This window comes from Mesorhizobium waitakense (genome assembly GCF_056431085.1).
The window spans coordinates 1-22421 of the sequence record NZ_JBWKME010000214.1 but is presented as its reverse complement, the minus strand read 5'-3'; the positions used below and the strand labels follow the sequence as shown (position 1 = coordinate 22421).

General features: G+C 57.9%; 23 protein-coding genes and 2 pseudogenes. 21 read left to right on the top strand and 4 right to left on the bottom strand.

Annotated elements, in window-relative coordinates; genetic code table 11:
- Positions 1-200: hypothetical protein (locus tag AC07FD_RS38045; protein WP_478353988.1), on the bottom strand; the 200-nt coding region annotated here is incomplete at its 3' end.
- Positions 103-1556: pseudogene (locus AC07FD_RS38040) on the bottom strand (ISKra4 family transposase). The gene AC07FD_RS38045 and the pseudogene AC07FD_RS38040, both read right to left, overlap by 98 nt.
- Before the next feature lie 240 nt (positions 1557-1796).
- On the opposite strand from AC07FD_RS38040, the gene AC07FD_RS38035 reads away from it, so the two are divergent.
- Positions 1797-2033 (top strand): hypothetical protein, encoded by a 237-nt coding sequence (locus tag AC07FD_RS38035; protein ID WP_095090027.1) that lies wholly within the window; start codon positions 1797-1799, stop codon positions 2031-2033.
- Positions 2034-2256: 223 nt separating this feature from the next.
- Positions 2257-3912 carry an MFS transporter gene (locus AC07FD_RS38030; RefSeq protein WP_095090025.1) on the top strand — a complete coding sequence of 552 codons (1656 nt, stop codon included), beginning with the start codon at positions 2257-2259 and terminating at the stop codon, positions 3910-3912.
- A gap of 206 nt (positions 3913-4118) precedes the next feature.
- On the opposite strand, the gene AC07FD_RS38025 is transcribed toward AC07FD_RS38030, so the two are convergent.
- Together AC07FD_RS38025 and AC07FD_RS38020 are read right to left on the bottom strand one after the other, a co-directional pair.
- Positions 4119-5921, bottom strand: a complete 1803-nt coding sequence (locus tag AC07FD_RS38025) for an HrpF/NolX family T3SS translocon protein (protein WP_478353987.1) — start codon at positions 5919-5921, stop codon at positions 4119-4121.
- Positions 5922-6224: 303 nt separating this feature from the next.
- Entirely contained in the window at positions 6225-6929 is a 705-nt protein-coding gene (locus tag AC07FD_RS38020) for a secretin N-terminal domain-containing protein (protein WP_095090021.1), read from the bottom strand.
- Positions 6930-7142: 213 nt separating this feature from the next.
- On the opposite strand from AC07FD_RS38020, the gene AC07FD_RS38015 reads away from it, so the two are divergent.
- The 19 genes and pseudogenes from AC07FD_RS38015 to AC07FD_RS37925 all read left to right on the top strand — a co-directional run bounded on the left by AC07FD_RS38015 (position 7143) and on the right by AC07FD_RS37925 (position 22406).
- Positions 7143-7649 carry a nodulation protein NolB gene (locus AC07FD_RS38015; RefSeq protein ID WP_095090019.1) on the top strand — a complete coding sequence of 169 codons (507 nt, stop codon included), beginning with the start codon at positions 7143-7145 and terminating at the stop codon, positions 7647-7649.
- Between the two features lie 9 nt (positions 7650-7658).
- Positions 7659-8525 carry a type III secretion system inner membrane ring lipoprotein SctJ gene (gene sctJ, locus AC07FD_RS38010; RefSeq protein ID WP_095090017.1) on the top strand — a complete coding sequence of 289 codons (867 nt, stop codon included), beginning with the start codon at positions 7659-7661 and terminating at the stop codon, positions 8523-8525.
- Positions 8526-8537: 12 nt separating this feature from the next.
- Positions 8538-9170, top strand: coding sequence for a nodulation protein NolU (locus tag AC07FD_RS38005; protein ID WP_378922819.1), 633 nt, complete (start codon positions 8538-8540; stop codon positions 9168-9170).
- Complete coding sequence (sctL, locus tag AC07FD_RS38000; RefSeq protein WP_095090013.1) at positions 9167-9805, top strand: type III secretion system stator protein SctL; 639 nt, start codon at positions 9167-9169, stop codon at positions 9803-9805. Before AC07FD_RS38005 ends, sctL begins: the two co-directional genes overlap by 4 nt.
- Positions 9786-11135 (top strand): type III secretion system ATPase SctN, encoded by a 1350-nt coding sequence (sctN, locus tag AC07FD_RS37995; RefSeq protein ID WP_095090011.1) that lies wholly within the window; start codon positions 9786-9788, stop codon positions 11133-11135. The genes sctL and sctN overlap by 20 nt, the downstream gene beginning before the upstream one ends.
- The gene (locus AC07FD_RS37990; protein ID WP_095090010.1) at positions 11111-11644 is read left to right on the top strand and encodes a hypothetical protein; all 534 of its coding nucleotides are present in this window, start codon (positions 11111-11113) and stop codon (positions 11642-11644) included. The genes sctN and AC07FD_RS37990 overlap by 25 nt, the downstream gene beginning before the upstream one ends.
- Before the next feature lie 26 nt (positions 11645-11670).
- On the top strand, positions 11671-12747 hold the full coding sequence (sctQ, locus tag AC07FD_RS37985) for a type III secretion system cytoplasmic ring protein SctQ (RefSeq protein WP_095090008.1): 1077 nt from the start codon (positions 11671-11673) through the stop codon (positions 12745-12747).
- Entirely contained in the window at positions 12740-13405 is a 666-nt protein-coding gene (gene sctR / locus AC07FD_RS37980; protein WP_095090007.1) for a type III secretion system export apparatus subunit SctR, read from the top strand. The genes sctQ and sctR overlap by 8 nt, the downstream gene beginning before the upstream one ends.
- A 29-nt stretch (positions 13406-13434) precedes the next feature.
- On the top strand, positions 13435-13683 hold the full coding sequence (locus tag AC07FD_RS37975; protein WP_206073788.1) for an EscS/YscS/HrcS family type III secretion system export apparatus protein: 249 nt from the start codon (positions 13435-13437) through the stop codon (positions 13681-13683).
- Between the two features lie 8 nt (positions 13684-13691).
- Positions 13692-14510 (top strand): type III secretion system export apparatus subunit SctT, encoded by an 819-nt coding sequence (gene sctT, locus AC07FD_RS37970; protein WP_095090005.1) that lies wholly within the window; start codon positions 13692-13694, stop codon positions 14508-14510.
- The gene (locus tag AC07FD_RS37965) at positions 14507-15544 is read left to right on the top strand and encodes an EscU/YscU/HrcU family type III secretion system export apparatus switch protein (protein ID WP_478353986.1); all 1038 of its coding nucleotides are present in this window, start codon (positions 14507-14509) and stop codon (positions 15542-15544) included. Before sctT ends, AC07FD_RS37965 begins: the two co-directional genes overlap by 4 nt.
- A 182-nt stretch (positions 15545-15726) precedes the next feature.
- Positions 15727-16384, top strand: a pseudogene (locus tag AC07FD_RS37960) (integrase core domain-containing protein); the annotation flags it as partial.
- A gap of 114 nt (positions 16385-16498) precedes the next feature.
- On the top strand, positions 16499-16753 hold the full coding sequence (locus tag AC07FD_RS37955) for a helix-turn-helix domain-containing protein (RefSeq protein WP_095090082.1): 255 nt from the start codon (positions 16499-16501) through the stop codon (positions 16751-16753).
- Complete coding sequence (locus tag AC07FD_RS37950; RefSeq protein WP_095090001.1) at positions 16754-18085, top strand: type II toxin-antitoxin system HipA family toxin; 1332 nt, start codon at positions 16754-16756, stop codon at positions 18083-18085.
- Between the two features lie 16 nt (positions 18086-18101).
- Positions 18102-18362 (top strand): hypothetical protein, encoded by a 261-nt coding sequence (locus AC07FD_RS37945; protein ID WP_143748870.1) that lies wholly within the window; start codon positions 18102-18104, stop codon positions 18360-18362.
- 26 nt (positions 18363-18388) lie between these two features.
- Positions 18389-18652: a hypothetical protein gene (locus AC07FD_RS37940; protein ID WP_378976438.1), complete on the top strand. Its 264-nt coding sequence runs from the start codon at positions 18389-18391 to the stop codon at positions 18650-18652.
- A gap of 843 nt (positions 18653-19495) precedes the next feature.
- A complete protein-coding gene (locus AC07FD_RS37935) occupies positions 19496-20611 on the top strand; it encodes a Fic family protein (protein WP_378976436.1) in 1116 nt (371 codons plus the stop codon).
- A complete protein-coding gene (locus tag AC07FD_RS37930) occupies positions 20595-21839 on the top strand; it encodes a hypothetical protein (RefSeq protein WP_478353985.1) in 1245 nt (414 codons plus the stop codon). Before AC07FD_RS37935 ends, AC07FD_RS37930 begins: the two co-directional genes overlap by 17 nt.
- A gap of 54 nt (positions 21840-21893) precedes the next feature.
- Positions 21894-22406, top strand: a complete 513-nt coding sequence (locus AC07FD_RS37925) for a hypothetical protein (RefSeq protein ID WP_478353984.1) — start codon at positions 21894-21896, stop codon at positions 22404-22406.
- Positions 22407-22421 lie beyond the last annotated feature (15 nt).

Below are 22421 nucleotides of genomic sequence, written 5' to 3'. Positions count from 1 at the left end.
ATGGCGGTGATCGTTGCCGTCGCGGCCTGTGAGGTCCCGCTGATGTGCAGATCGTAAAACTTGCGCCGCAGATGCGCCCAGAGACCGGTAACTTCTCTGGGGTTATGCGGCTCGAAGTAGAGGCGGTTTGGGCTTGAACAGTGAAGGCACCTGCGGCTCTGACTGTCGAAATCTCGCGCGAAGTCGGTCGCGAAGCTCACCATTCTTTTCGGCGGTTCGCACCTGCATTAGCATGTGGGCGCCATGCTGAGACCATCGCATTTGTTGTGCTTTTTCACCATACGTTTGGCGACCAGCGAGTTGACCGCCGACTCGGCAAGAGTGGTAGCGACGCGAAGGCCGGCTCGGTAGCGTTTGCCGTAGTTGACGATCGCACAGCGGTTCGAACGGACATAGGTGAGCAGTTGCGATGCGAGCATGTGAAGACGCGCGACCGACAAATTTCCAGCCGCTTGCAACGGAAGCAATTGCGTAACAATACCCTGGAGGTCTCGGATAGCTCGATCCAAGCATCCGTGCCACAGTCGCCACTTCACCGCTTTGATGTCCTTGTCGATGGTCGAGAGCGCGCCGACGGACTCAGCTTGGGATCGAACCATGAAATCGGCGATCTGCTGCATGGGCTGAACCTTCATAGCAATGTGAAACCAGTCGATGATGTGGGCCGTCGGCTTCGGGATCGCACGCGGCAGTCGCTTGAGAATTTCAGCACCCTCCGAAATTACCGTGACGTCGCCGTAGCCACGATGCCCTTCTCGCTCAAGGGGGTGAAGGGCGCGATCTCGGATTGCGTCTTGGTCGGTATTGCTGGTGGTGAAATATCGGCCACCCCGATCTCCCCGCCCACCACGACCGCAGCGGGCCACGACGATCTCGAAATTCCGTCCTGAATTCCGCTCGGCGCCGCGAACATGCGCCGTGTCGATGCTGATGACGAACACTTTGCGGCGATCGCCGGGAAGCGGCATTTCGAGCTGCCGTCGTTCATCGGTCTGCAATCTTACTCGCCGGGTTTCTTCCATGATCTGGCCGTCAAGCCGTTCGCCGGCGCTGATCGTCCGCTTGCGCACAGTGGCGTGGGTCTCCGTCGGCTCGATAGGCAGAAAGGCAGCGAGCATGCTGGCAGCCTGGCGGTAGGGCAGCAGGCTTCCCAGTCGCGCCGCAATTCCATCAGTTCAGGCGTCGCCCGATCGGGGCAGATTTCCTTGAGCGGAGCGAATGCGCCGTCCATTCCCGGATGGCAATCCCGACACAGCATCCATCGTGGATTGCGAGCCTCCACCGTGCCAAACACCGTTCGAATTCGGCGTGTCGTGTAGTCCTTGACCGGCCGAAAGGTATGGCAGTCCGGACATACCCGGCGAAACAAGGCGTAAGTCTCCGCCTCCTGAGTGACCACCGCCTTCTGCAAGGCGACCATGATCTTCTTGCCATCATCGACCGACAGGCCGAGATCACCGTCGCACAGACGCTACTCGCTCTTATCGATTCGGACTTCTTGACAGACAAACGTCACCGAAGTCGTTCTTCCCCTCGATCGAGATCGTCCATTCCATCGCCTTCAACGCCTCCTTGAACAAAGCGCGGTGATGGCCAATCGGCGCTAACAAATCGTATCCGTACTGACCCCAGAGAAATTACCGGTGTCACGGCGCTTGCCTCAGAGTCGAGAGAAAGCACATAGGAACCAGGGGCAAGACCGCTGCTGATACTGCGAAGCTGCCTGCAAGCGCCTGACAAGACCGGTTCTGTGGGGGGCGTAATTCACCCCAGTAAGTGTGTACTCGGTGGTAGCATTGTCCCTGATTGGTCAGGAGCCGAAGATCCGCACGGTTCTGGCGACCACTGCCCGTTTCACGGAAAACAAGAAGCGGGTCGCCCATATCCATTCAAGCGACATCAGCGTAGGCGGCCTGCCCGAGCAGGTCAATGACTGGGAACGGCAAAGTCTCATCCTATCTTTTCATATCAATTCGCGTATTCCAGCGCATAATCCAAGGTTCGGCAACCGGGAGAACTCCGGGATAATCTGACCCCGGGTCAGCTCCATTCCTGAGCGCCTCTGCGGCCGGCCGGCTCCTCTAGCGCCGCAGGTATTCTTCGGCGGCAAAACTATAGATGTCTCGCTCGTGTCGAACGGTGCGCCGACGCCTGAAAAAATTTCCCTCGGCATCATCTCTCAGCCCATGGCCGCCACGGTCCAGTCGAGATTACATGCGAGAGCGGCCGATAAACGGAAAGCAAAGGCTTGCAAAGATGAGTGGTGTGGCTGGCTCTGATGAAGATTTTGCTGCGCCATCGACATTTGCGCCACTCATGCAGCCGACCTTTCGTTCGATATGGCTCGCCACGCAGGTTTCCAGTCTCGGCTGGCTGATGCAGACTGTTGCCATCAGCTGGCTGATGGCGACGATCTCGACTTCCGACTTGATGGTTGCGCTGGTCCAGGCTTCGTCGACGCTGCCTGCGTTCATATTGTCTGTCTTCGCCGGGGCGCTCGCCGACAATTTCAGCCGTCGCAGGGTCATGTTCGCCGGCCGGTCCCTTATGGTGGTAGCCTCTGCGATGCTGACTGCTTTAGTGGCGCTGGGCTTTGTCGACCCGTGGATGATCCTCGGCTTCAGCTTCTTGATCGCATGTGGCGGAGCTCTCAACGATCCCGCCTGGCAAGCTTCGGTTGGCGATATCGTGCACCGACGCGATATTCCCGCTGCCGTTACGCTGCTTTCCGTGGGCTTCAACACGGTACGCACCGTAGGTCCGGCGCTGGGCGGCATCGTGGTTGCCTCGTTTGGGCTTTTGGCAGCTTTTACTGTGACCACCCTCACCTATTTGGTACCCTTGGCCACCATATGGCGCTGCAAGTGGAAGGTTCGCTCTTCACCTCTGCCGCGTGAATCGATGAGGACGGCGATCTACGACGGAGTTCGCTTCACGGCGATGTCGTCCGAAATCAAGGCGGCGATCGCCCGCGGAACCCTCTTTGGCCTGGCGAGCATTGCCATACTCGCGCTGCTGCCCCTGATCGTGCGCGATCAGTTGGGAGGAGGACCACTCGCCTATGGCACGCTCATGGCCGGCTTCGGGACAGGCGCCGTCTTCGCCGGCATCTCCAACAGCAGGTTCAGACGGAGCTTGTCGCAGGAACGGCTGATGACACTGGCCTGCGTCGCCTGCGCGGCGTGTTCCCTCTCCCTTGCCCTGAACTCTTCGATTGCAGTGGCGGCAATTGCACTCGCCTTGGGCGGCGCGGGGTGGGTCACAGCCTGGTCCGGGGTTGGCGTGAGCGTGCAGCTGGCGAGCCCGCGCTGGGTCGTGGGGCGCACGATCTCGATTTACTATGCATTGATAGATGGCGGGATCGCGGCCGGCAGTTGGGTGTGGGGCACGGTGGCCGAAAACCATTCGCTGACCTGGGCGCTGGAAGGCTCCGCTGGAGCTCTGCTGCTGGTCGCTGCAGCCGGAGTGCTGTTTCCTCTGCGTGAGCGCTGCGATTCCGAGCCCGACCCTTTAGAGGAATTCGACGCTCCCGCGGTCGCGCTTGATGTGAAGCCAAGAAGCGGTCCTATCGTTGTCAAGGTCGAGTATCTGATATCCGAGAAAAACCTTGAGGCTTTCCTCGATCTCATGAGCGAGCGCCGGCACGTGCATAGCCGCGTCGGCGCGCGGCAATGGACACTCCAGCGTAATCTTCAGAAACCTATGCAATGGACAGAAACATTCCGCACGCCGACCTGGACCGACTACCTTCGCCTCAACCATCGTCTCACGACCGCAGACAAGCAACTGGACGAACGCGTTTGCCAACTGCATGCGGGGGAGCACCCACCCCAAATGACGCTTTCGATTGAGCGGCCGACAAGCTCGGCCCGCAAACCCGAGCAGTCAGTCCTTCACGTTCCCCGTCATTGAAGCTAAACTGTCAAATATCGGGGCACCAGCGATAGCGAAGGTATGGCGCTCGAGAACGAGCGTTGAGTGTTCGAAGCATCTCAGCCAGGCGCCCAAGCAGGACCTGCTCCAGACTTGGACTAGAGAGCGTGTATTCCGATCTTCCCAGGCGCGCTGAGCTGACTGATGAAAGGACGCAGTGCGGTGAGGAAGTTCGAATTTGCTGGTCAGGCCGAGCTCTGAGACGGCCCAGAGTCGGTCGCAAGTCTTTCTTGCAGGTTGTTCAAATAATCTACCGCATAGGTTTGCGCCGTGGAAAGCGGTAGATTGATGCCGGCCGTCGCGGCCTCTTCAATCGCCTTCTTGACGAGCCCGTTGCGGATTGCCAGTTTGACCTCTGGCCCAGCGACAAGGCTGACAGCCTGCGCCGCCAAGTTGATGCCGGCTTCTGCCAGCGCGTGCATCATATTGCCTCCGCTAATGGCTGTATGTAGGACGTTCGCCGCTTGCGACTCCCACTCGAGGGCCATCGATGCGAGATCGGCTATTTTTCCCAGGCCCGGAACGAAGCTGAGCAAGCCCACCGCCGTTGCGGCCGTGTCAAGCAGGCCAGAGGCTTCCTTGCAAACGCCGTCGACTATATGCATGAAGATGCCGCCGTTCTTTTTGGCTGACTTGATCTCAGGCTGGTCCGCCAGGCCCATCGTCATGTCCGCGACAGCGTCCTGCTCCGCAGCGGTTTTGGGCACATGGATCTTTGGCTGTTGAATGGTTTGGTTCGCCGACGACATGTTGGTGTAGAAGTGGGCAAAATCTTTTTTGCTGACGTCACCAGAATCGACTGTATGTCCGCCGCCGAAGTCGAAGACTTTATTATGGGTCTTGTAGCCGGTGATCGAATTGTTGAGCAGACCGAACAACAGAGGATCTGAAAGGAGCTGCGACGCCGTTTTCCGTACTCCCGGATCAAGGCTCTTGTCGTCCGCCATGCTCGCCAGCTTGTCACGAGTCATGACACCGCTTCCAAAGAAAGCGTCCTGATGGCTATTCATCGTCTCGAGCGTATTCAGCTCGGCTTGCGTGAGGCTCATCGACGATGAGGCGACTTGCAGGAAGTCCTCTTTATGGACCTTATCTATAGCACCGCCGTACAACTGTTTCCAGGCATCCGGGTGATTGACAAAGTATTGAGCCGCCGCAATGACCTGGGGCGGACATTTGACGGTTTTCGCTTTGCCGTCGACGATCTGATTGAAATCAGCCAGACTCAGGTTCTTGGGCAGGCTTTCAGAGTACCGGTAAAGCTCGCGCAAGGCATCGCTCAAGGTCATGACCGAAGGCTGAGCATTTCCAGTGCTATCGGATGGAATGTAGTTCTGCTCGTAGCTTTGCGCCTGCCGCTCCTGAAACTCGGCAACTTGTGAATGATGGCTGGAGAACCCAGACAAATCTTTCGGCTCGATCCTGCCTCCACAGCGGCCGTCCCCCTGCGAGCCGATCGCGTAAAAGAGTTCTGGATCCTGCTGCAGTGCCTTGAGCGCCGCTTTCAAATCCGGTGGCGCAGAGGGCAGATTGGCTTGGGCATCGAGCTTGTCCCACCAGATTGGGGTGTCCTTGTGACGGTTAAGCACTGCCACAATCTGCAACTCAGCCTCGGTCAGGGAGCCGCCGTCCCAGGTGATTCTTGAGCTTTTCACCGGCACCGGCGGGACGGAAGGGGGCTCGATTGCAGAGGGCTGGAGATCCTGATCCATCGATTCAATTGCCGCCCTCATATGTGGCGGCAGCAGGTCCAATGGGTGCTGACGCAAATCTTCCATCGACGACTCGAGATCCGAAGCCTGCCGGTCCCGGAGCGCCGCAGGTTCGGTCTCACCTTGCAGCGAGTAAGAGGACAGCATTGCGTCGAAGAAGGATGCGCCTTGCTGAGCCTGGGCGGACATAGGCGCAGAAGGTGTCCGGCCCGACCAGGCCTGCACTGACTGTGCGGTATTTGAGCTGTTGGATGGTGAAAGGTTGCTGGCCGACATTGTGCACCCTCAGGCGTGACGTTGAAATTCCCACAAGGGCCTGATGTGAGGCCAATGCGCTCACGAACGCGACAATTCCGAGCGTCGGCCGGGTCCCAATGCCCTAGCCGTGCTTTTAATTGATCCGCTCCTTGCTAGCCCCAAGGCTCAATTCCAGCACAGTGCCGGCGATATCTTTGGAGTTGCCGGTTCTAATCATGAACGGCTTAGCTTTCGATAAACTGACGAGCTTCACACGAATTCACACTCAGGAGGTGGCGGTCGTGATCTTTTTCTTCAGAAGCTACGGCGTTTGCTCCGATGTCAGTTCTGGTTCCGCTCAGGCTTCCCGGCGACGCCGTCCTGTTGCGGCACGACAGAGGAGTAAGACGCTTCCGGTTGCCCGTCGCGGACGACCATGGTGGAAGAGCCTCGAAACAATATCAGCACCGATTCTCTTGGCGGCGTCTCCACGGCGCGGGGCTGCGCCTGGGCCTCCGCCACCAGGCCGTTGAACGTCTGTTCCACCAGCGCCATGAAGCGTGGAGGACCGGAAACCAGGACGAGGCCATTTCCGGGCGCAGGTCGCATGACATAGCGCTCATCGGAGATGCCAAGCTCATCGAGGGCCGCCTTGAACCCATCGAAGCCAACCGAAGTCAGCACAAGCATCCGAGTCTGCGCTTCTTTTGCAGCGGACACATAAAGCACCATCCCATCATAATACCATTGGAGATCATACAGGTCGGTCAAGCGGTCGAGGAACTCGCGCGGTGGTAAATCCGGCATACGCCCGCGAATCCGCCCCTTCACCTCCGGGCTGATGTTGAGCCTGATATTCAGGTTGTTGCCGAATTGCTGCAACGCTGCAGAGAGATCCTGATCTAGAACCGTATATCTATAGGGCGTCGAGGGAAGCGACAGAGGCGCACCCACAGTGGTGTGGATACCGGTGGGGAGAAAAAACCCGACACAGAGAAGTATCTTCAAAATGTGCAGGGCGGTGGATTGGATGAGCGTTCTCGGCATCTGGTCTTGATAAACCAAAGGCTGAAACTCTCACAAGTGACTAAAGTCGACAACGTGACTTTTAAATAGCCAAACGACGCTCTCGTTGGTCAGCTTGTCGTCAGTTCGCCTGCCTACGGTATTGATCCAACAGCCGGTGATGAACGTGCTGACCTCATCCCGCGTCAAAGAGAACACCTCATCCCGCGTCAAAGAGAACAAACGAGTCCTTGCATGATGATGCCTGTCACCTCGATCTCTGCCACTATAGCCGATCCTTTCTCCAGGTTCGCGCCATTCGACGAGCAGGCCCAGTTTGAGCGCGCCCTAGCGCAGGCGGCCGCCTCGACGAAAAACGACATTGCTTCGGCGCCAGCGAGGGCGGCGCCGGTTCCTGCGCCGATGGATGTCCAACGCGCGCCTGCGCGGACAAGTCCGGTAGGCGATCGCGTGATCCAGACGATTTCTTCGATGTACCGCGACAATACAGCCACTTCTGCCGCGCGCGACCATGAGGTTGCGCTTGCAAAGGGCGCTCTGTCGGGGCCGGCCCAGAGCCTCCCCGTCGAGGGTGGGGCTGCGGGAACGCGGATGCCGGGCCCCCTGCAAGGACCGCATGATTTCGAAACGATGGTTGCCGGTCTGCGGAATGTTTATAGCGAGGTCACCCAGGTTGCTCTTGTTTCCAAAGGTGTCAGCGGGCTCACCTCATCTGTCAACAACCTGATAAAACAAGGATGAACGGCGCGCATGATTGGTTTAGCCCGTGGCGAAAACATGCGTAGTCGCCCGCTTGGCTGGCGTTCGCTCTATTTTGTCGTACTGCCACTTCTCTTCGCCCTGAGTGGTTGCAAGGTCGATCTTTATACGCAATTGCAGGAGCGCGACGCGAATGAGATGCTCGCGCTTCTGATTGACAATGGGATTGATGCGGTCCGGGTTGCGGCTAAGGATGGGACCAGCACGATCCAGGTCGACGAAAAGCGGCTTGCCTTCTCAATCAATCTCCTGAGTGCCAAGGGGCTGCCGCGCCAGTCTTTCAAGAACCTCGGCGAGATATTCCAGGGCTCAGGCCTGATTGCCTCGCCGACGGAGGAGCGTGCCCGTTACGTTTATGCCCTGAGCGAAGAGTTGTCGCGTACCATCAGCGATATCGACGGCGTCTTCTCTGTACGCGTTCATGTCGTTCTGCCGCAAAACGATCTGTTACGAGCAGGCGCCGCGCCATCCTCAGCCTCGGTCTTTATCCGACACGACGCCAAAGAAAATCTCTCAGTTCTGCTGCCGAAGATAAAGATGCTCGTCGCCGACAGCATCGAAGGCTTGTCCTACGATAAGATAGAAGTGGTTTTGGTACCAGTGGAACGGCCCGTACCCGTGCAACGGCCCGTACCGGTGACTGTTCTGGCAAAAGCATCCAATTCCATTCCAGCGCCACTTCTGGCGATCGTGATGGGTGTTGCGGCGGCTGTATTCGCTGTGGCGTGCTATCTCTTAGCCAGTCTGGTTGGTCATCGGCGCAGGCAATCAAAGGGCGACCTATCCAAGGTCGAGGGGCGCTCGGGTGCTTCCGTTGTCGAGGCCATTCGCAAGAAGATCATCGGCGATACGGCGTAGGTGATATTCCCAATGACGATATCGACAAAGACCGCCGAACGTGATCGTACGTCCCAATTGCGTTCCGTGTTTCGGAGCGAGCTTGCTGCTTCGGCCCATCCGACGCGTCTTGCCGCCCATCTTGATCCGGCGTTATCGGCTGCGACATTGATGCGCTTGCAGAAGTGTCCCAGGCTGCGGCCAAGGCTGGTAGAGTTGCTGCTTGACAATGACATGGATTCGAACGGAGGCGACTGGGGGCCGGATCTCCTGCACGGACGTGACCCGCATCGGGCTGCCCTCTTTGCCGGAAGTATATGGCATGCCCGTTCGTTGCTGAAACTTGTTTCGCAGCCTCACCTCAATGCGCTTATTGGATATATCGGCGCTGATGCGCACGCGTTTGGCATCCGACATCCGACGCATGCGATCGCAAACGGATTGATTGCTGATCCCGAAAAGCTGGCGCAGCAAATTGAACACGATGGACATGCCTGTCTTGGTGCTTGGCTCAATCACAGTCCAGAGCTTGAGCGTACACGCGTGCTTCTACGGTTGCCCGTCGGGACCGCCGCCGAGAATCCAGCGCCCGAACACGATGCTGCCGCAGGCCAGTTGTTTTCGCTTGTAGCCGCTCATTTTGAGGCGGAGATCCCGGTGATATGACAGCCGTTGTTCCTGCAGCGCCCGTCCCGCCCCAGATGCGCCCAGTGGACCCACTGATACGGGCGAGTGAGATCGAAATCTGGCATAGCGCCATGGAAGCGCGTGCTGCGGCGGAACGGCATCAGCGGCGGGTTCGCAGCTGGGCGCGCGCCGCCTATCAGCGTGAGCGGACACGCGGCCATACCGAGGGCTTGGATGCAGGCGCCGAGGAAATGGCCCGGCTGATTGCGGGGGCAGCCTCCGAAGTGGCGCGACGAAAGGCGGTTCTGGAGCAGGAATTGCCACAGCTCGTAATGGAGATCCTAAGCGATATTCTGGGCGCTTTCGATTCGGGCGAGCTGTTGGTGAGGGCTGTTCGTCACGCGATTGAGCGCAAGTACAGCGGCGCGGAAGTTTGCCTTCATGCATGTCCCAAGCAAGTCGATATGCTCGCGCGCGCGTTTGCTGGGTGCGACGGGCGGGAGGGCCGGCCGAGGGTTCGGATTGATCCGGATCCGACCTTGTCGCCGCAACAGTGCGTGCTGTGGAGCGACTATGGCAATGTCGATCTGGGACTTGATGCGCAGATGCGAGCGCTGCGCCTCGGCTTCGGGTCACTTTCTGACGAGGCGAACTGTGACCACGCCGGTGCATAGTCCCGCCGGCATCCGGCCTCCCGATCCGGCCATCTCGTCCTTGAGGTCTTCGGCAAAGCGAATCGACACGCGTGTCGTGCGCGGACGGATTACGCGGGCTGTCGGTACACTGGTCCATGCCATCTTGCCCGACACTCGTATTGGGGAACTTTGTCTGCTGCAGGATCCCAGAACCGGACTGTCGCTCGAGGCCGAGGTGATCGGCCTGTTGGATAATGGCGTGTTGCTCACGCCGATCGGAGACTTGATGGGCCTGTCGGGCCGCGCAGAGGTTGTGGCCACTGGACGAATGCGTGAAGTGCCAGTCGGCCCCGATTTGCTCGGCCGCGTGATTGACAGTCGTTGCCGTCCCCTCGACGGCAAAGGCGAAGTCAAAACCACCGAAACTCGTCCGCTGCGCGGCGCGGCCCCCAATCCAATGACAAGGCGCATTGTTGAGCGGCCGTTCCCGCTCGGGATCCGTGCTCTGGATGGTCTGCTGACATGCGGCGAGGGGCAGCGGATCGGAATTTATGGCGAGCCAGGTTGCGGCAAGTCGACGTTATTGTCACAGATCGCAAAAGGTGCCGCCGCCGACGTTATCATAGTCGCGCTCATCGGCGAACGTGGACGTGAAGTTCGAGAATTCATAGAGCGGCATCTTGGGGAGGCGGGCCTTCGCCATACGGTCGTAGTCGTCGAAACATCCGACCGCTCGGCAGTGGAGCGGGCGCAATGTGCTCCTATGGCGACCGCGCTCGCCGAATATTTTCGCGAACAAGGGCTACGCGTCGCCCTCATGCTAGACTCGCTGACACGCTTCTGCCGCGCCTTGCGCGAAATAGGCCTTGCTGCGGGTGAGCCGCCGACGCGACGGGGCTTTCCTCCTTCCGTTTTCGCTATGTTGCCAGGCCTGCTGGAGCGTGCCGGCATGGGTGATCGCGGCTCAATCACGGCTTTCTATACGGTGCTTGTCGAAGGTGACGGCACAGGCGATCCAATTGCCGAGGAATCGCGCGGCATTCTTGATGGCCACGTCGTTCTCTCACGCACTATCGCGGCGCGATCGCATTTTCCAGCTATTGATGTGCTGCAAAGTCGCAGCCGCGTAATGGATGCGGTCGTATCTGCGCCACATCGCAAGGCAGCATCCTTTTTCCGTGATCTGCTCTCGCGCTATGCCGAATCCGAGTTTTTGATCAACGTCGGCGAATACAAGCAAGGCGGCGACCCTCTTACTGACCGGGCTGTCGCGTCGATTGGCGAGCTGAGGGAATTTTTGCGCCAGAGCGAAGGAGAGCCGTCAGATTTTGAGGAGACGATCGCATGGATGTCGCGTCTGACCGGGTGAATTGTTTTCACGCTTCGAGGTTACGGCTTCTGAAGGAAACGCAAGAGCGTAGATTGCTTATGGAACTGTCCAAGAAGGAAGCCCAGCGCCAGACGGCCACCTTAGCCGTACAGAACGCCGCCCAGGGTCTTGCAGTCGCACAGCAAAATTGCGCAGGAGCCGAAGCGGGGCTCTACCAAGACCTGATGTCGCTCGACACTTTTTCCAGCGCAGCACTCGACCATCACCACCTTCTCGTTGAGCGGCTTGAGGCTGAGATCACTTTCAGACGCGAGATGCTTGATGAGGCACGCGTTGCTCAAGAAAAAGCCGAGGCAGCGGCGTCTGAGACGAGGGCCCGGTGGGTCAGAAGTTCGGCGGCAAAGCGCAAATGGCAGCAAATCGAGAAAGACGTCCGGCGCGCCCTCGACATTCATTTAGAGGCCGCAGACGAGATGGAGGCCGACGATGACATATTGCTTCGGTATGGAAGAATTTCGCTCGCCCTGACGGGTAACCCGATCCGATAACCGCAGGCTCCCTGAATGACGCGATCGTGCAGTTTAGATCTGCTTTGGTAACCACTGTGGGCAGACCGGCTATATTCGAACCAGCGCTAACACTGTCCCACGCGGTCGCCTCGTGGCTCAATGATATAGCGGCATCGCGCAGGCCCTTTCAGGCCTTGATCAGCGACAAGCCACTATCGGCGCGGGTGGAAGGGCTTGCCTGGCAGCAGGAACCTTGTGGAATTCCGATGCTTGACTGCGTTTGGCGCGTGGGAGCTGAAACGATCGTACTGTCGCTGTCCCGACGGCTTGTAGAGGCGCTCGTCTCCACAGTACAGGGTGATCTGGCTTTCCCTTCCGAGCCAACTGCTTCGCTCATTCTGGAACTTGCACTTGAGCCGCTTATCGCTCAATTGGAGGATAAAACGCAGCGGGACGCGCAGCTTCTACACGTACGTGAAGCCACGACACTGGCTCCTTATCTCGAACTGGAAATCGTGTTCGGCCCAGTCAATGGCAAAGCTCGTCTCTTCCTGTTCTCGCCTCTTGATGGCCTCGTGCCGTTCGCGTTCCGCGCGCTAGGCGAACTGCTTGGCCAGTTGCCGCTACAGCCGCGCGAGCAATCCCCGGAGCTCCCGGTCATGGTCGCAGGAGAGATCGGCACGCTTCGCGTTCCGGCGGCGCTTCTTCGCAAAGCATGTGTTGGTGATGCTCTGTTGCCAGACAAATCGCCGTTCGGCCGCGACCAGATCACCCTATCTGTAGGCCTGTTATGGGCCCGGGCAGATCTTGAGGGCGATCACCTAATCCTGCGGGGGCCATTCCGCCCCCGATCGTGCCCTTTGGAGAATGCGCATATGACAAAACCCGAATCACCACTGGGGCCGTCGGAAGCCAATCTCGACGATGTCGAGATCGAGCTTGTCTTTGAATGTGGCCGCTGGCCCATGCCTCTGGGAGAATTGAGGAGCGCTGGTAAAGGACATGTTTTCGAACTTGGTCGGCCAATCGACGGTCCGGTGGACATACTTGCCAATGGTCGGCGTATCGGACGTGGCGACATCGTGCGCATCGGAGATGAGCTAGGCATCAGACTGCGTGGCAGGTTGGCATGCAATGACTGAGATTCAGCCGGCAATCTTTTCGCTTCTAGCGGTCACCGCCGGACTCGGTCTGCTGGTTTTGGTAGTCGCCACGACCACGGCGTTTGTAAAGCTATCAGTTGTTTTATTCCTCGTCCGCAATGCGCTGGGGACCCAGACGATACCGCCTAACTTAGTGCTATACGCAGCGGCACTCATCCTCACCATTTTCGTTAGCGCGCCTGTTATTGAACAGACCTATGATCGTATGACGGATCCGAAGCTCCGCTATCAGACGTTCGATGACTGGCTAAGCGCCGCCAAAGCCGGCAGTGAGCCCTTGCGCGATCATCTCAAGAAGTTCACGAACGAAGAGCAGCGGCGATTCTTCCTCTCCTCGACCCAAAAAGTCTGGCCAGAGGAAATGCGAGCCAGAACCACACCTGATGACTTCGCCATTCTCGTACCATCTTTTCTAATTTCGGAACTAAAGCGTGGGTTCGAAATCGGCTTTCTCCTTTATCTTCCCTTTATCGTCATCGACCTTATCGTAACGACAATTTTGATGGCGATGGGTATGTCGATGGTATCTCCGACGGTTATATCCGTCCCATTCAAGCTCTTTTTGTTCGTCGCTATTGATGGCTGGTCAAGGTTGATGCACGGACTTGTATTGAGCTACACGATACCGGGAGGTTGATCATTATTGAATCCAGTATTGTCACTCTTATGAACCAATCGTTGGTGGTTTTCATGATCTGGATTCTGCCGCCGCTCGTTGCGTCGGTAATTGTTGGCCTAGGCATTGGCATCATCCAGGCGGCAACGCAGATCCAGGATGAAAGCTTGCCGCTCACTGTGAAGCTTCTGGTCGTTGTCGCGGTAATTGGCCTGTTTGCCCCCGTGCTGAGCGCCCCGCTCATAGGACTGGCCGGCCAGATCTTTACCGAGTTTCCCGCAATGACACCTGGCTATTAGTCCTCGCCATGTATGCGTCATCGGCCGAGATTCAAATCCTGATCCATACGGCTATCGAAATCGTCGTCGCGGCTGGTCTCGGCGCGGCCCGCGCGATAGGCATTATGCTGATCCTTCCTGTATTTACACGATCTCAGATTGGCGGGCTGATCCGCGGCTGCCTGGCTGTTGCCTTCGGACTACCGTGCTTGGCACACGTCAGCGAGGGCTTGCAGGCGCTAGATCCTGAAACACGTTTGATCCAGGTAACTCTTCTCGGATTGAAGGAGGTTTTTGTCGGCGTACTCCTTGGCACTTTTCTCGGCACTCCCCTTTGGGGACTTCAGGCGGCCGGTGAGTTTATGGACAATCAACGCGGCATCACTAGCCCGTCCGCTCCGAGCGACCCCACGACGAACAGTCAGGCTTCCGCTATGGGAGTCTTTCTCGGGATCACTGCAATTACGATCTTCGTCGCAGCAGGAGGTCTGGAGACCGTGATCAGCGCCCTTTATGGCAGCTATTTGATCTGGCCCGTGTATCGGTTTCACCCCGCATTGAGCGCGCAGGGAGCAATGGCGTTATTGAGGCTGCTCGACCAGATTATGCGCACGACATTATTGGTCTCGGGGCCCGTAGTGTTCTTTCTGGGGCTAATTGATATTTCAATGATGATCCTGCGTCGCTTTGCGCCCCAATTCAAGTCGAGCCAACTGTCCCCTGCGATCAAGAATATCGTCTTTCCGATTATCATGGTCACCTACGCTGCCTATCTGGTCGAGAGCATGAAACTGGAGATCACACAAGCGAGTGGCGCGCTTGAGTGGTTCGACAAGTTGCTGAAATGAGCGACACGAGTGAAGAAAAGGCACACGCCGCCACCCCAAAGAAACTAAGCGAAGCGCGCAAAAAAGGGCAGATATCGCGTAGCTCCGATTTCGTCCGCGCAGGCGGCACTTGCGCTGGGCTCGGCTATCTTTGGCTAAGAGGGAGCGTGATCGAAGACAAATGCCACGAAACGCTACTATTAACCGACAAGCTGCAGAACCTGCCTTTCGATGTCGCGGTCCGGCAGGAACTAGTCCTGCTAATCGAACTCACCCTGGCGACCGTTGGCCCGCTGCTTGGCACTCTCGTTGCTGCGGTAATTCTGACGGGATTATTAGCCAATGGTGGATTTGTCTTCTCTCTCGAGCCGATGAAGCCCAACTTTGGGAAAATAAACCCTTTTGAAGGGCTGAAGCGCATGGCGTCCATGCGTTCTGTAGTCGAAGTTGGCAAGACTCTGTTTAAAGTAATGGTTCTCAGCGCGACCTTTTCCCTCGTCCTTCTCGGCATGTGGAAGACGATGGTCTATCTGCCGCTGTGCGGCATGGGTTGCCTCGGCATTGTCTTTACGGAAGCGAAGCTGTTGCTCGGGATTGGCGCCGGTGCGCTTCTGATCGGCGGACTGATTGATCTCCTGTTGCAGCGTGCGTTGTTTCTGCGCGAAATGCGCATGACCAAGACCGAAGTGACGCGCGAGGTGAAGGAACAGCAAGGAACGCCGGAGTTGAACAATGAACGACGTCGCATCCGCAATGAAGCGGCCGGCGAGCCTCCGCTTGGGGTGAATCGCGCCACGTTGGTCTTCAGAGGGAAGGCGATACTGGTCGGTCTGCGTTACGTACGAGGTGAGACCGGTGTGCCGGTCTTAGTTTGCCGCGCCGAGGGCGAGGCCGCCTCACGAATGTTTAGTGAGGCGCAGGCGCTACGTCTCGAAATTGTCAATGATCATGTCTTGGCGCATCAACTCATCAGCACAACGAAACTGGGCAACGCCGTTCCCATGCAATATTTCGAGCCCGTCGCGCGAGCACTCTTCGCCGCAGGCTTAACCTAGCCGTGGCCTCAACAGGTTGTCTCCGGTCAGGCAAAATCTGCCGATTGGCGTGTACGACTTTAGGTTCGCGCGGTCTGCGGCTTATAGCGACAAGGTCAGGCAGGCGGTTCAGCGGCATGACGTCGGGTATGCCGCGGCAAAGGCCAATTCGCTGAGGCCGGTCTGGATCTGGATGAAGTGTTGGGCCCAACCGCATCTATCGGCTCCATCGCGAGGAAGGGCTGGCGGTGCACAAGCGGCGCGCGACGGCGTGCGGTCGGCACCGGGACACCGATCCTGGTGGAGGCGCGGCCGAAAGCGCGCTGGTCGCTGGACTTCGTCCACGACCAGTTTGCCTGCGGCCGTCGCTTCCGCATCCTCAACGTGGTCGACCTCGATCTCGGGCCGGCGTGTGGCGCGGGAACTGACGTACCTGATCGCCCGCCGTGGCAAGCCGGGCATGATCGTCTGCGACCTCGGCACCGAGTTCACCTCGAACGCCACGCTCGCCCGGTCGAAGGATCATCAGGTGGAATGGCACTACATCGCGCCGGGCAAGGCGATGCAGAACGCCGCTGCGAGAGCTTCAACGGGCGGATGCGGGACGAGCTCTTGAACGAGGCCCTGTTCTTCAGCGTCGACCATACCCGCACGACGATCGCCGAATGGAAGGACGACTAAAACCGCCCACATTCAGCGCTCGGGTTCCTCACGCCGACGGCCTATGCCGCCAGTCTCACCGCAACGGCCGGCTGGGCTGAGACCCGCCCGCGGTGGGGCCTCGGGGCAAAGCCTAGAGCCTGTACCGGTAAGACCGGGCGCGCCAACCTACTCCTCATTCCTTGGCTGGAACTACTTTAGCCGCGAACGCGTATATTTCCTTTTTATACGCAAGTGCGCATATTTCGGCTTTATACGGCATCGCGTATATTGATATTTTATACGGGCTCGCGTATATTGGCCTTGGAGGTCATCATGAACGAGCAAATCGCCCGTACCGAAAAACAACTGGGAGCCATCCTGCGCCGCGCGCGCAAGCAGGCGGGGATGACGCAATCAAGCCTGGGGCACAACATCCATCTTCGGCAGGGAACGGTCTCCCGGCTCGAAGCCGGCGAGCCCGCAGTCCAACTGCGCACCGTTATGGAGGCACTCGCTGCCCTCAACCTCGAACTCGTGGTCCGGGACCGGAGCAAAGCGAGCGCAGCGGACATTGAGGACCTCTTCTAAATGGCGCGCCAGCGAACGCACGCTCCCCTCAACGTCTTTCTCAACAGCCGCCTTGTTGGCGTGCTGCGACGTGAGACAAGCGGCGCTATCGATTTCCGCTATGATCTCGACTGGCTTGGCTGGAGGGCGACGTTTCCGATTTCGTTGTCGCTGCCGCTGCGCGAGGACCGCTATATCGGCGAACCCGTCATCAACGTGTTCGACAACCTGCTGCCGGATAGCGACGCAATCCGCAAGCGCGTCGCGGAAAGAGTGGGAGCCGCAGGCACAGACGCATACAGCATGCTCACAGCCCTTGGTCACGATTGCGTCGGCGCGCTTCAATTTCTGCCGGATGGGATCAATCCAGGCGCGCCGGGAAGTACCGACGGAAAACCTGTCGACGTTTCGGAGATTGGGGACATCATTCGCAATCTCGCAGCTGCCCCGCTGGGCATGGGCGAGGATGATGATTTCAGGATTTCCATCGCGGGCGCGCAGGAGAAAACGGCCCTGCTGCGCAAAGACGGCAAATGGTACAAGCCCGTTGGCACGAGCGCGACAACCCACATTCTCAAACCTCAAATCCGGCAGCTGCCCAACGGCATCGACCTGTCGAACAGTGTCGAGAACGAATATCTCTGCTTGAAACTCCTCGCCGCATTCGGCGCGCCGAGCGCCGACGCCGAAATCACGGACTTCGGAGAGCGAAGGACGCTGATAATCGAGCGCTTTGATCGCCGCTGGACACGTGATAATCGGCTGCTCCGCCTGCCGCAGGAGGATTGCTGTCAAGCCCTTTCCTTCCCGCCCACACGAAAATATCAGTCCGACGGGGGCCCGAGCATGCGCTCAATCCTGGAGCTCCTGAAGGGCAGCGATACGCCTGAGAGCGCCATCGCGATGTTCATGCGGGCCAACATTGTGTTCTGGTTGATCGGAGCAACCGACGGCCACGCGAAAAATTTCAGCATTTTTCTGGGACCCGGCGGGCGGTTCAGAATGACGCCTCTTTACGACGTGCTCAGCGCGCAGCCGAGTCTGGACGCTGGCCAAATCCAGAAGAAGAAATTCAAGCTTGCCATGTCTGTCGGCAAGGGCCGCCACTACGCCATCAACGACATCATGCCGCGCCATTTCATTCAAACCGCTGAGCTCTCCGGAGTGGGAGCGGCACTTGTAAAATCGATCTTCGACGATCTCGCGGAAAGCGCGGTGCGGGCGTTTGATGAGGTAGTTGAATCGCTGCCAGGTGGCTTCCCGGAAGCGATGACGGATTCGATCGGGAAGGCAATCGTTCACCGGCTTGGGCTTTTGGAAGTTGAAGCATCCGCTGAGAACGCCGCCGTTTAGAAATGGGAGGCGCCGGATGAAGATGGCAGCAGGACCATGGACGCCGATGCGATCCAGGCCCGAACCTGGCCGTTCGTACCTGATCTGCGGCACGTATGGCGGTATGCAGACGTGCGATGTCGCCTTCTACAACGGGACACGAGCCGATGGTTCGCATTGGTGGATGCTGGGCAATGTCGAGATCGCGCCCGCGGCGATTGACCGCTACGCAGAAATCCTCCTGGAAGAGATCGATCAGACGCACCCCTCTCCGAGTCTTCATTCCTCTCGCGTATAGCGATGCCCCCGCGGGCGGTTCTGCTTGTGGCCGGAGTTCTCGCCAATGTTCTTTTTCCAGCTCCTTTTGGGCTCGGCTTTGAGACCAACCGCTGGAACCGTGATGTCGAGATTGTTGACCTCGATCTGATGCTGGCGCGCCTTCCACGTTTCGACGTGGAGGCTTTCAGCCGCCAGGATTTCTCGCCGGATTTTCGTTTCGAGCGAGCGCCGCTCGCGCAGGTCAAGGCGATGCAACGCCTTGTGACGACGCTCCAGCATGAACTGCTCGCGTTGGTGACGACGGCCTAAACTAATGCCTCCTGTTCGATGCGGTGGCGCTCCGCGGGATTGATCCGGGGATTGATCTGGCCGAACTGCATAATCGAAGCCTTCTGCGGGAAATCTGAGCGCAGAGCCACCGAAAGGCTCTTGATCCAAGAAAGCTATCGGAAAGAACCTCTAACCGCCGCCCTCGCCTTGCGACAAACCAGCGTAAGCGAACAGCTTAAACTACAAATCTGGGGGGGAGGACTTCGAATCTCGTCGGGCGCGCCAATTATCTCAAGCACTTAGCCGCCGCGCGCCATACTAATCTTAGGATTAGTACGGGAATTAGTATGGCAGATTCCCTCACTTGTTCGGTTGCCTTGACGCAATTTCGCGTCGGCGCGGTGCCAGGGGAACACTCCGACCGGCTCATGCGTTGCCCTCCGAAGGCAGAGGTCACAGGTTCGAATCCTGTCGGGCGCGCCATTTTTATACTGTGAAAACAGGTGGTTAGCAAGGCCTCTTTTCCGCAAGAAGAGGGCGGGAAATACGTCGCGGAAGCACCACGGAAGCAGTCGGTCGGGGTGGCGGGCCTAGCTGCTGTGGCTTTATCTCCTGCGGGCCGGTATCTGCCCGCGTTGCCGCCAGCGTGCAGTATTTTTCAGCCGTATTCGGCATCGCCGCCGCGTGTTTTCTTTTCGGCGACCGGCTCGGCGCGATACTCGCTTGAGCTCGGTTTCACGAGAGCCCGTCCGGCTTTGGCGGATGCGCCCCAGGATATGGGTATTTTACGGCCACCTATTGGGTACTGACTGAGGTATAGATAAGATTGCTATAGCTCACTTTTTTCGCCATTATGAGTTATAGAAAGGCGTTCTATAGCTCATGGCATGGAATTGGGAACAGGCCGACTGGCCGCATTTTACCTACGACAAGATGGCATTGGACCCGCTGGAAAGCGAGTTCCTATTGCGATCGGGCGAGTTCCTCGGCGTCTTTCGTCACGTCGGTTCCGAGGATCGCGATCAGATCCGCATCGAGCTTATCAGCGAAGAGGCCTTGAAGACATCCGCCATTGAAGGGGAATACCTCAACCGCGAGAGCCTGCAATCGTCCTTACGGCAGCAACTTGGGCTTGGAGGTGAAAACAGACGCATTCCTCCAGCGGAGCGAGGCGTCTCCGAAATGATGGCCGACGTGTACTTGCATTTTGCGCAGCCGCTTTCGCATCGCACCCTCTACGCCTGGCACAAGATGGTGATGTCGGGTGAACGGCGTATCGAGACTATCGGCAATTACCGCCAGCATGCCGATGCCATGCAGATCGTCTCCAATCGGCTGGACAAGCCCAAAGTGCATTTCGAAGCGCCACCCTCATCGCGCGTGAAGGCCGAAATGGACGCTTTTACCATCTGGTTCAACGATACCGCGCCCAAGGGCCAGGCTCCGCTACCCGCGCTGACGCGCGCCGGTATCGCCCATCTCTATTTCGAGAGCATCCACCCGTTCGAAGACGGCAACGGCCGCATAGGGCGCGCCCTTTGTGAAAAGGCGCTGGCGCAAAATCTGGGCGAGCCGAGCCTCATCGCGCTAGCCTATACGATCGAGCGTCATCGCAAGGCCTACTACGACAGCCTGGAAGGCAGCAACAAGAGCAACGCGATTACCGACTGGCTGCTCTACTTCGCCAACACGATCCTTGAAGCGCAGCGCGTAACGCTTGCTCGTGTCGAATTCTCCATCGCCAAGGCCAAGTTCTACGAGCATCATCGGGGTCAGTTCAACGAGCGCCAGGAGAAGGTGATCGCTCGCATGTTCCGGGAAGGTATCGACGGTTTCAAGGGTCATCTCAGCGCTGAGAATTACATCGCCATCAGCCAGGCGTCGCGTGCCACGGCGACGAGGGACCTGCAGGATCTGGTTGCCAAGGGTGCGCTGACAAGAACTGGTGAACTCCGACACACACGTTACACGCTGAATATTCGTGACGATCGTGCGTAAATCCCATCAGCGAACGAAGGGACAGGCTGTCAAAGAGCCGGCTTGTCTCAATATCGGTGAGTGGCGGGCAGCTACCCGGCAGGAAGTTGTGGAATGGGTTACCCGCGACCGGAAGCCTAAGAAAAGAGATGGCGGTGCCATTCTCGCGGTCAGGGCACGGCTCAAGCCGGTAGACATCTATTGTTATCTGAAAGCTCGCTTTGGCGAACCGAATGGTTTTCAAAACTTCCTGCGCAAGGACGACAGCGATAACTGGATACACTGGGACTACAGCCTCAAGGCCGGCGGGACCGACGTGTATGTCTGCGGCATGTCGCGCGAGATTCATATCATGGTCGGCGAGGCGCTCACGCACCAGCAGTGGCGGGACCTGATTGTCGGTATCAGAACGGATTATGCGAGGATCGGTCCGCAGAAATCCGCCGTACTACAGAGCCTAGAAAAATTCGTCGTCTTCCAGAACAAGTTTGTCAGTATCGCAGGCCTGTGCGCCGACTTGCACGCAGCTATTGTCGATGCCCCGGCAAAGACTGCTTTTCCAAAGAGATCGCCGGCTGCCAAATCGCGGTTGAAAACTTTGGAAAAAGCCATGCAAGGCGTATCCGCACGCGCAAACGATCTCTTCGGCAACTGTCTAAAGCTTCACCTTCTGATGCCGGTTATGGCCGAGGCCTTCATCAATATGGTGATCCTCATGTTCACGCGCGATGAGATCCGAAATGCCCCGGAGGCCTATCAGGCCTTTATCCGGGCCAAGATTCCCGACCGCCTCGTGCTGCTCAGCCAGCATTGCGATGGCTTTGCACGCGACATCGACAAAAGCACCAACGCCTATGCGCATTTCATGCGCGTCGTCGATAGGAGAAATTTCGCATTGCACGGTAATGTCGATCCTATCCGCGAGCAGATCGAGGTGGTCTATTTCGATGGCAGACGCCCGCTCTTCAATACGCCGGGAAACCATGTCGAACGATTCTTCGAGCATCTCGAAGCGATTCATCGGCCCGAAGAGGTCGTCTCCGATTATGAGGCCGTTCACGCATTTCTGTGGGAAATTACGGAATGCCTGAACCCTCGCACGCAGGCTTTCTTTAAGCAGGTCATTGGGGATGCATACCCCGGGTTCGAAGTCCATAAGAAGCGGGCTACCCGCATCCTGCCCGACCACGTGATGATGGGTATGTTACCAAGTATGCTCTACGACGACGACCTGAATGTTAAGTGGTGAGCGAGGAGAGTTCTTTGGAACAATTGCTCTAGCCCACATAAGAATTTGCGCGACATGACAAACATGGAATTGGAAAACGCAGGGCGACCAAAGGCGCGTTCTCTCGAAAAAATATTTGATGACTTGCGTGTTCTCGCGCAGAGCGCTGGGGTTTTGCATGATATTTCTGCTATCGTGTATCGCGATTGGATCGTTGCTATTGATTTGCGCGAAGGTAAGGTCGCCGACGATCCAGAAAAGCGCTGGTCTACCACCAAGCTAAACAGCAATGAGTTCATGCTCTTGCTCGGGCTGATGGTTCAGTCCGCGTCGGATCGCACCTACTCCGTTGTCAATCTTGAGAACGATTTTGCTGACACAGCCGACAAGCTTCTCAGAGAATTCCACGACCGGCTTACACTGGATTCGATGCCGGATTTCAGTGATCCTGCAAAGATCGAAAGGGCTCTCGGTGCCGCTGCTCGGGAAGCCATTTACTATGGAGCTGACAGCTTTCTTTCTCCATCAGCTAGCCCGGAAAATTCATGGGGGTTGGCGGATGTGGTGCAAGCCGTTGAAATGACGTAGGATTTGGTTGCTTAA